The organism is Rhodovulum sp. (assembly GCF_011048875.1).
GTDB classification, from domain to species: Bacteria; Pseudomonadota; Alphaproteobacteria; order Rhodobacterales; family Rhodobacteraceae; genus Rhodovulum; species Rhodovulum tesquicola.
On sequence record NZ_DSDD01000449.1, the window covers coordinates 1 to 9,438 of the forward strand.

A 9,438-nucleotide genomic window follows, 5' to 3' on the forward strand; every position below is an offset into this window, starting at 1 on the left:
AGAAGCCGTGGCCGCCCAGCCGGCGCCGGTCGTGCCATTGACGCCCGGCGCCGGCTGGGCGGCCACGGCTTCTGGCGGCGCAGCGGATGCGGCAGCGGATACCGGCCGGGGTCGCGAGACCAGTTCGGGTGCGGGTTGCCAGTTCGGATTGGGAGCGGGTGTATCGGACATCGGAGCCTCCGGGCATTGCGCCGGGGCGCCGACGCCCCGGCTCAGAACAGGATGATGTCCCTGAAATGGCGCGGCAGGTCCGCCGCCGCAACCCCCACCAGGTCCTTGTTGAGATCCGCAACAAGGATCCCGGCAAGCGGCGCGGCGATATGTCCGCGCAGCGCGCCCAGCATCGCGGGCGGCGCACTCATCGCGAAGCGGTCATAGCTGCCCTTCGCCCATTCCGCCGCCGCAATTTCCAGCACATCGCGGGCAAAGGCGTCGCGATTCTGTTCCCGCTCGGGGGTGGAGAACTCGAAGCCGTGGCGCGCGGCACCCGGCCCAGCCTGGCTGCGGCCGGGCCGTTCGGAATAGCGGATCTCGGTCGCCTTGTCGAAGGCGGACAGGTCCTCCAACCCCTTGCCCGGTCCCTCATTGACCAGAAGCCGCGCCTCTTTCTCATTGGCGATCAGCACCAGCGTGCGAACGGGTTTCATGGCATCCTCCGCTTTGACCACGTCCCAAGTCTGGCCAGCCCGGGCGCGGGCCGCATTGATGTCGCGCAAACCGGCGCTCAGCCCGGCGAAAGCCCCCGCAACCGCTCTGAGCGGCGCCGCAGCAATTCCACCGTGGTCAGCAGCAGGATCGAGACCGCCACAAGCACGGTCGCGACCGCCAGGATCGTCGGGCTGATCTGTTCGCGCAGCCCGATGAACATCTGCCAGGGCAGCGTCTTCTGGTTGGCCGAGCCCACGAACAGCACCACGACCACCTCGTCGAAGGAGGTGATGAAGGCGAACAGCCCGCCAGATATCACGCCCGGCAGGATCAGCGGCATCTGCACTTTGAAGAAGGTGCGCAAGGGCCCCGCGCCGAGGCTGGCCGAGGCCCGCGTCAGCGAGCGGTCGAACCCCACCAGCGTCGCCGTCACGGTGATGATAACGAACGGGATGCCCAGCGCGGCATGAGCCAGCACCACGCCCAGATAGGTGCCCTGCAACCCGATCCTCGCATAGAAGAAATACATCCCCGCCGCCGAGATGATCAGCGGCACGATCATCGGCGAGATCAGGATCGCCATAATCGTGCGCCGGAACGGGACATGGTCCTGGCTCAGACCGACCGCCGCCAGCGTGCCCAGCACCACCGACAGGATCGTGGCCGAGGGCGCGATGCGCACCGAGTTCGCAAGCGCCTGCTGCCAGTCGGGGTTGTTGAAGAAGTCGCGGTAATGCTTGAGCGAATAGGCCTCCGGGTCGAAGGCCAGCATGCCGGGCGTGAAGGTGAAGAAATCCAGCGCGTTGAAGCTGAGCGGGATGATGACCAGGATCGGCGCGATCAGGAAGAAGAAGATCAGCCCGCAGATCACCTTGAACATGTAGTGCCAGAGCCGTTGCCCGGGCGTGGCATAGGGGGGAAGATCCATCTGTGACATGCGCTTACCCCAGGTTCACCTTGTCGATGCCGACAAGCCGCTCATAGGTCCAGTAAAGCGCCAGCACGACGCCCAGAAGGATCGTGCCCAGCGCCGCCGCCAGCCCCCAGTTCAGCGAACTGGAGATGTGATAGGCGATCCGGTTCGAGATGAAGGTGCCCGAGGTGCCGCCCACCAGTTCCGGCGTGATGTAATAGCCGATGGCCAGGATGAAGACGAGGATGCAGCCCGCCCCGATGCCGGGCACCGATTGCGGGAAATAGATCCGCCAGAAGGCCGTCCAGTTGGTCGCGCCCAGCGATTTTGCCGCGCGGACGTAAGAGGGCGGGATCGTCTTCATCACCGAATAGAGCGGCAGGATCATGAAGGGCAGCAGGATATGCGTCATCGCGATGATGGTGCCGATCTGGTTGTTGATGAGGATCAGCCGCCCCGCATTGTCGAGGATCCCGATCCACACCAGGATGTCGTTGATGACGCCCTGCTGCTGCAACAGCACCTTCCAGGCCGAGGTCCGCACCAGCAGCGAGGTCCAGAACGGCAACAGCACCAGGATCAGCAGCAGGTTCGAGGTGCGCATCGGCAGGTTCGCCAGCAGGAAAGCGATCGGATAGCCCAGCAGCACGCAGGCGCCCATGATGGTAAGGCTCATCACCAGCGTGCGCTCGAACAGCATGATGTAGATCTTCTGGTCGGCGGGCTGGCTGGTGATGCCGTCGGGCGTCTTTTTCAGATCCACCGCGGTCAGGAAATAACCCGGCGTGTAGCGCGCCGAAAAGGTCTGGATCGTCGCCCAGACCGTGGTCTGCGACCAGGCGCGGTCGATCCCGGCATAGAGCGCGGCCAGATCGGCGCGCTCGAACCCGCGCACGGCGTAATGGGCCGGGTCCAGCAGCGCCTGCGCCGCCGGGTCCAGCGTGGCGATGCGCCCCACGCCCACGGCGGTCAGGTCGCGATACAGCGCCAGATAGACCGGCGGCCAGGGCGCGCGGGCGGCCGGATCGCCGTTGCGCCCCCCCTGCACGGCCCGGGCGAAATCCAGATAGGCGTCCGCCGTTTCGGGCAGCACCCCGGCCATGCCGTCCTTCAGGCGAAAGGGCGGAACCGGCTCGGCAAAGGAACGCCCGGCGCTGCGCGCCGCCCTTCGGGCGGCTTCCCAGGCATCGTGATCGGCCTGCCAGGACGGATCGGCGAACAGCGCGATCCAGATCCCCGGATCGGTCCAGGCCGGATCAAGCGCGGCGAACTGGTCGCGATAGGTCTTGCCGATATCGCCCATGCCCCGACCGGTCTTGCGGAACAGCGAGGACAGCCCGTTCTGTTCATAGTTCAGCCGCGTGCCAAGCCGGGTATGCTGCTTGCGCTCGACCGCGGCGATCATGTCGATGGTGAAGGCGGCCAGCACGTCCTCGGAGGGCAGCTCGCCGGAATTGTGATCCCAGTCGCGGATCGCCTGCACGGTGCGCGGCAGGGTATCGGACACGATCTGGTTCTCGACCGAACGGAACAGCATGTCCGCGATCGGCGCGACGAAGGTGACCATTATGAACAGCAGAAGCGGCGCGATCAGCATCAGCGCCCGCAATTTCTGCGCCCTCAGCGCGCGTTGCAGGCTGCGCTTGAGCGGCGTTCCGTCGGCGGCCAGCACCTGACCGGTCCGGGTTGCCTCGGTCATCCCCATTCCCCTTGTCAGATGGCGGGGGGCCGGTTGGCGGCCCCCTGCCCGGTCATGCGGTCGAACAGGCCCTTACTGGGCCAGCCACGCCTGGAAGCGGGCCTCGACATCGTCCTGGTTGTCGGCCCACCATTCGATGTTGTTCACCCGATAGTTCTTCTGGTTCTCGGGATTGGTGGGCATGTGCGGCGCCATCTCGACACCCAGATCGGCATGGGTCGAGACCAGCGGCTGCGACGAGGCCCGCGCCGGGCCATAGCTGATATATTTCGCCTGATCGGCCAGCCGCTGGGTGTCGGTCGCGAAATGCAGGAAATGCAGCACCCGGTTCAGCCGGTCCTCGGGCAGACCCTCGGGGATGATCCAGCCGTCGAAATCGAACACCTGCCAGTCCCACAGCATGTTCACCGGCTGGTTCTGCTCCACGATCACGCTGAACAGCCGCCCGTTATAGGTCGAACCCATGACCACCTCGCCATCGGCAAGGCGCTGCGGCGTCTCGGCACCGGCCGACCACCAGATCACCTCCGACTTGATGGTGTCGAGCTTGGCCAGCGCCCGCTCGATGCCCTCCGGCGTGCTGAGAACGTCGTAAAGGTCGTCCTTCTCGACACCGTCGCACAGCAGCGCCCATTCGATGTTCTTCTTCGGCCGCCGCTCCAGGCTGCGCTTGCCGGGGAAGTTCTCCAGGTCGAACAGCGCGCACAGGTTGTCGGGCGTGCGACCGCCCCATTCCTCGACATTGGTGCGATAGCCGAAGGTGGTCGAGAACACGATCTGCGGGATGAAGCAGTCGTTGAATGCCGAATCGCCGAAATCCTCGCGCGGGGTCGAGCCGTCGTCGCCCGCGGCGAGGATCTCGTCGATATCGACCTCCATCGCCAGCCCCTCGTCGCACAGCCGCTGGCTGTCGGGGCCTTCGACATCGACCAGATCCCAGGTGATGTTGCCCGCCTCGTTCATGGCGCGCAGCTTGGCCACCGCCTCGCTCGAGCTTTCGTCCCAGGTGAAGGTGGTGCCGGTCATCGCCGCATAGGGCTCGGCATAGGCCTTGATCTGGCTGGTCTGGTAGGCCCCGCCCCAGGACACAACGGTAATGCTGTCGGCGCAGTTCTCGCAGGGCGGCAGATCCTGCGCCATCGCCGCGACGGGCAGCGTCACCAGCGCGGTTGCGGAAAGAAGTCCTCTGATCGTCATGGTCGTCTCCCAGCTGTGTTTCCCGGGTTCTGGTCGAGGGATCCGCTGCCCCGGGCGCGGCGGACCCGAAGCGATCACTCGGGCGCGTCCAGCGCGCGGCAATCCTCGGGCAGCCAGCCGATCTCGATATGCTCGCCCGGCTTCATGCGGCGCTGATCATGGGCGTTGCGGGTCTTGATGACGAAATCCTCGTTGCCCGCCACCCGCAACCGGGTGCGGTAGATGTCGCCCATATAGATGAATTCCAGCACCTCGGCATGGATCAGATGGGCATTGGGCGACAGCCGGTCCTTGTTGATCTCGACCCGTTCGGGCCGGATCGAGACCAGCGTGCGGTCGCCCGGCCTCTTGACGTTCACGGGCTTGGCGTCGATCACCTCGCCATCGTCCAGTTCGACCAGCGCGACGCCGTTCTTGATCTCCTTGACGGTGCCCATCAGCGTGTTGTTCTCGCCGATGAACTGCGCGACAAAGCTGTTGACGGGCTGTTCGTACAGCACGTCCGGCGCATCCAGTTGCTGGATGCGGCCATCGTTGAACACCGCCACCCGGTCGGACATGGTCAGCGCCTCGGTCTGGTCATGGGTGACATAGACCGTGGTGATCCTCAGATTATGCGCCAGCCGCGTGATCTCGAACTGCATGTGCTCGCGCAACTGCTTGTCCAGCGCGCCCAGCGGTTCGTCCATCAGCACCAGATCCGGCTCGAAGACCAGCGCGCGGGCCAGCGCGATGCGCTGCTGCTGGCCGCCCGAAAGCTGCGCGGGGCGGCGCCCGCCGAACGCCCCCATCTGCACCATTTCAAGGGCGCGGCTCACCTTCTCCTCGCGCTCGGCCTTGCCGAACTTGCGCACCTCCAGCGGGAAGGCCAGGTTCTCGGCCACCGTCATGTGCGGGAACAACGCATAGTTCTGGAACACCATGCCGATCCCGCGCTTGTGCGGCGGGATGTTGTTGATCGGCTTGCCGTCGAGCAGGATCTCGCCATGCGTGGCCGTCTCGAAGCCCGCCAGCATCATCAGGCAGGTGGTCTTGCCCGAACCCGACGGCCCGAGCATCGTCAGGAACTCGCCCTTCCCGATCGACAGGTTGAGATCTTTGACGACGAGCGTCTCGCCGTCATAGCTTTTCTGGACGCGGTCAAAGACCACGAACCCGTTGTCCGTTGCAGCGGTCAACCGTAACCCCCTGTTGTGCCGCGCGCCCTTGGTGGGCGCGTTCTGCCGGATCGTCCGTCCGATTGGCGAAACGGTATCATGAGCCCGCCCAAGTGCAACGCCGAACTTGGAAACAGACGAAAGACCCGGTTTTCCCCTTCTTTTCAACATTCATTCCGCGCAAGCCCCGTCGGATTCGCGCGGGAACGCGACATTTCCGGCGGCGGTTGCGACCGATTTCCGGCCTGCGCCGACCCGCCGGACCGTCGGCCCAAGACCTGAATGAGGGCGACGGCATTTGCCAGCGGAACCGCAAGGCAAACCCGGCCCCGGCCCGCCCGATGCCCGGACTTTCGGCAGCCGCGCGGCCGGTTGCCCGGCGCGCAGGCAGACCGGGCGCAGGATACGCCACGCACCAGGATCAAGCCGCCCGATGCGCGGGGCCGGGCGGCGTTCGTCCTGAGAAGGGCGAGTGACTGGTGCGGTCGAGAAGACTCGAACTTCCACGGGAGTTACCCCACAGCGACCTCAACGCTGCGCGTCTACCAATTCCGCCACGACCGCACGTGATCAGGTAGTGCGGCGCTTCTTAGCGGCTTGGCCAGTCGATGTGAAGGGGGATTTTGCACCCGTTTTCCGGGGCGCAGCCAAGGCGGGGGCGGCAATTGCCGCCGCCCCGCACGGGCTGTCAGTTGTCGATCGCAAAGGTCGGCAGCGCCGCGGGTTGCGGCCGCGTTTCCCCCGTGGACAGCGACGCGCCACCGTCGCGCCCGCCCAGCCGGTAGGCCGCCTTGCGGATCAGGTCGGCGCGTTCGGGCTGGGCCGGGGCAAAGACCGGAACCACGCCACGATCCGTCGCGCCCAGCGCGGTGTCGTACCAGTCCAGCGCCAGATCGACCCGCCGTGCGGCGCCGAATCCCTGCGCCAAGTGATGGCCCATCAGTTCGGCATAGACATCCTCGCCCAGCGCGGCCAGCAGCAGCCCCGAACCGATCGCCACATCCATGTTGTCGGTCCGGTAGCCGACCGACAGGCAGACCCGCGCGGTGCCCGCAAGCTGGGCGGGCGGCATGCCCGAGCCCATCACGAAGCCGCGCACATCCTCAAGCACCTGCTCCTTCGGCTTGAACGACAGCGCCGCGACCTGATCCTTCAGCGCAGGACCGAACCCCGCGCATTGCTCGGCGATCTGGTCGGGCGTGACCCCGGGAATTCGGGCCGCCAGTTCCTCGCCCTCGGCGATGGCATAGGTCCGTGCAAGGCAGAACTGTTCCTCCAGCACGAAACCCGCATCGGTCATGCTGGCCGCCGTGGTGAAGCCGCCATTGCTGTTGGTTACCAGGCTGACCTTGTTGCAATGCGATGCCAGCGACTGGCCGTTGCCTTGGCTGAGAAAATTCGGCAAGGCCGGTGTCGCGGCCACGCCCCCCGCGGCGGCCCCCGCGGCGGCGCCTACGGCAGCGGCGGTGACTGCGGGTTGCTGCGGCAAGGCCGGTTGCGGTGCCGGTTGCGGGTTGACGACGACGGTGGTGCCGGGCTGCACCGGTGCCCCGGGGACGATCATGCCGCCACCGGCAAGCTGCTGCTGATAGGTCTTCAGCAGGCCCCGCGTCCCCAGCGGGCTCGCCGCCACCATCTGCGAGGTCACTGCCCCGCCCGAAATCGCCCGGTGATAGGAGGTCACGAGGAAATCGCGCTCATAGTGGTTGAGGGTGCCGGTGGGCGCGTAGCCCATGAACGCCTGGTATTGCGAGATCGCGTTGCGCGAATTGCGCCCCAGCACGCCGTCCGGCGTGCCCGCGGGAAAGCCGAAATAGTTCAGCGAGGTCTGCACCTCGCGGTTCTGCGCGCGCGTTGCCGCCGAGACGCCCGGATTAGGCGCGGTCCGGCGCACCTGCTGTTGCGGGCGCTGGCGGTTCTTGTTCGCCTCGTTGACGATCACGCCGCCGATGATCCCGCCGATGATTCCGCCCGCGATATCGCTTCCGCCCGCCGCGACCCGAGTGGCCGGCGTGGCTGCCACGCTGGCCGCAAGGCAGGCTATTGCAAATTTCTTCCTCATCATGCCATCTCTCCCGAAAAGCACTTTCGGCGCCGTCACACACGCGCGCCCGGCTGAGCCCGGATTTGCAAAGTCTCGCGGCGACCGGTGACAGCTGTCAAGGAAGGAATTGACGACCATGCGGCCGGAATGGACCGTTTTCGAGGGATTTTCGACCTATCCCGAGATCTGCGCCGCTATGGAGAAACGCGCCGAGGCGATCGCGGCGGGCCGGGCGAGCGAGGCGATCTGGCTGGTCGAACATCCCCCGCTTTACACCGCGGGCACCTCGGCAAACCCCGCCGACCTGACCGATCCGGGCCGTTTTCCGGTGTTTCCCACGCCGCGCGGCGGGCAATACACCTATCACGGGCCGGGCCAGCGGGTGGTCTATGCGATGCTGGACGTGGCCGCACGCGGGCGCGACGTACGCCAATTCGTCTGGCAACTTGAGGAATGGGTGATCGCCACGCTGGCCGAGTTCAACGTCGCGGGCGAGCGCCGCGCGGGCCGCGTCGGCGTCTGGGTCGTCCGCCCCGACCTGCCCCCCGGCCCCACCGGTGCCCCGCGCGAGGACAAGATCGCCGCCATCGGGGTGCGCCTGCGCCGCTGGATCAGCTTTCACGGGCTCGCGATCAATGTCGAACCCGACCTCACGCATTATGACGGCATCGTGCCCTGCGGCATCCGCGAGCATGGCGTCACCAGCCTTGTCGATCTGGGCCTGCCGGTGACGATGGCCGATCTGGACGTGGCGCTGGCGCGGAATTTCGACCGGGCGTTCAGCCCGGCAGCGCCACTCGCGCGGGTCAGTTGCGCGTGGCCCGGTCGGTGATGTCCTTCATCGAGGGCCGCCCCTCGATCAGCAGCGGGTCGCGCCCGGGCGGCTCGGTCTGGATCTGCCGCTCCATCACGTTCTTCTCATACGTCTGCGCCTTGAGCCGGAAGAACCGCTGGGCAAGGTCCTCGTACATCTCGCGCGCGAGCAGCAGGCCCATCACCAATGCGGTCAGGATGAAGATGAAATGCCGGTAGATGAAGAAGAACGCGATCAGGTGGCTCAAGATCAGCACCACAGCCGCACCGCGCAGGATCACGGCAGGCCAATCCTCGGGTCGTACGCTCTTGAGGAATTTCATCAGCATCGTCTTCTTCCTGTCTCGGTTCGGGCCTTCAGCATAGCGCCGCGCGTGCATGGGCGAAACCCGCCCCCGGCCTTCTGGCCCGTCTTTCCTAACAATCTCCTGCGAGGACATGGCGCCGCGCCGCGCGGATGCAAGCCCGCCCCCTGCCCCGCCGTCAGGCAAGGCGCTCGCGCACCGTGGGGCCGACCGTGCCGAAATCCATGCGCCCCGCATATTCGGCCTTGAGCAAGCTCATCACCCGACCCATGTCGCGGATCGAGGCGGCGCCGGTCCGGGCGATCGCATCATCGACCGCCTTCGCCACCTCGGCCTCGCTCAGCTGGCGCGGCAGGAATTCCTCGATCACCGCGATCTCGGCGCGCTCGGCCTCCGCCAGGTCGAGCCGCCCACCCTCCTCGTAGGCGCGCGCGCTTTCCTGGCGTTGCCTGACCATGCGGCCGAGGATCGCCAGAACCTCGGCCTCGCCCACGCCTTCCTCGACACCCTCGCCGCGCAGCGCGATGTCCTTGTCCTTGATCGCGGCATTGATCAGCCGCAGCGTGCCCAGCCGCTCCGCTTCGCGGGACTTCATCGCGGCCGTCAGCGCGGTCGAGATGCGGGTTCTCAGGTCCATCGGGCATCCCCTGGTTCGGTTGCGC

Annotated in this window: 8 protein-coding genes, 1 tRNA gene and 1 pseudogene; 1 reads left to right on the forward strand and 9 read right to left on the reverse strand. The window is 66.4% G+C overall.

Features of this window, described 5'->3' with window-relative positions; translation table 11 throughout:
* Nucleotides 1-212 precede the first annotated feature (212 nt).
* From ENN83_RS15295 to ENN83_RS15325, 7 genes and pseudogenes are all read right to left on the reverse strand, one after another.
* Nucleotides 213-647: a host attachment protein gene (locus ENN83_RS15295; protein ID WP_287188461.1), complete on the reverse strand. Its 435-nt coding sequence runs from the start codon at nt 645-647 to the stop codon at nt 213-215.
* Nucleotides 648-724: 77 nt separating this feature from the next.
* A pseudogene (locus tag ENN83_RS15300) lies at nt 725-1,579 on the reverse strand (ABC transporter permease); the annotation flags it as partial.
* A gap of 10 nt (nt 1,580-1,589) precedes the next feature.
* A complete protein-coding gene (locus tag ENN83_RS15305) occupies nt 1,590-3,260 on the reverse strand; it encodes an ABC transporter permease (RefSeq protein ID WP_287188466.1) in 1,671 nt (556 codons plus the stop codon).
* A 72-nt stretch (nt 3,261-3,332) separates the two neighbouring features.
* The gene (locus ENN83_RS15310; protein WP_287188469.1) at nt 3,333-4,457 is read right to left on the reverse strand and encodes an extracellular solute-binding protein; all 1,125 of its coding nucleotides are present in this window, start codon (nt 4,455-4,457) and stop codon (nt 3,333-3,335) included.
* Between the two features lie 74 nt (nt 4,458-4,531).
* On the reverse strand, nt 4,532-5,635 hold the full coding sequence (locus tag ENN83_RS15315; protein WP_287188472.1) for an ABC transporter ATP-binding protein: 1,104 nt from the start codon (nt 5,633-5,635) through the stop codon (nt 4,532-4,534).
* Nucleotides 5,636-6,091: 456 nt separating this feature from the next.
* Nucleotides 6,092-6,178: transfer RNA gene (locus tag ENN83_RS15320), tRNA-Leu, on the reverse strand.
* 124 nt (nt 6,179-6,302) lie between these two features.
* The gene (locus ENN83_RS15325) at nt 6,303-7,679 is read right to left on the reverse strand and encodes a peptidoglycan-binding domain-containing protein (protein ID WP_287188473.1); all 1,377 of its coding nucleotides are present in this window, start codon (nt 7,677-7,679) and stop codon (nt 6,303-6,305) included.
* A 115-nt stretch (nt 7,680-7,794) separates the two neighbouring features.
* On the opposite strand from ENN83_RS15325, the gene lipB reads away from it, so the two are divergent.
* Entirely contained in the window at nt 7,795-8,490 is a 696-nt protein-coding gene (lipB, locus tag ENN83_RS15330) for a lipoyl(octanoyl) transferase LipB (RefSeq protein ID WP_287188475.1), read from the forward strand.
* Here lipB and ENN83_RS15335 read toward each other — a convergent pair.
* Complete coding sequence (locus ENN83_RS15335) at nt 8,465-8,800, reverse strand: hypothetical protein (RefSeq protein ID WP_287188477.1); 336 nt, start codon at nt 8,798-8,800, stop codon at nt 8,465-8,467. The genes lipB and ENN83_RS15335 overlap by 26 nt on opposite strands.
* A 154-nt stretch (nt 8,801-8,954) precedes the next feature.
* Entirely contained in the window at nt 8,955-9,413 is a 459-nt protein-coding gene (locus ENN83_RS15340) for a GatB/YqeY domain-containing protein (protein WP_287188480.1), read from the reverse strand.
* Between the last annotated feature and the right edge of the window lie 25 nt (nt 9,414-9,438).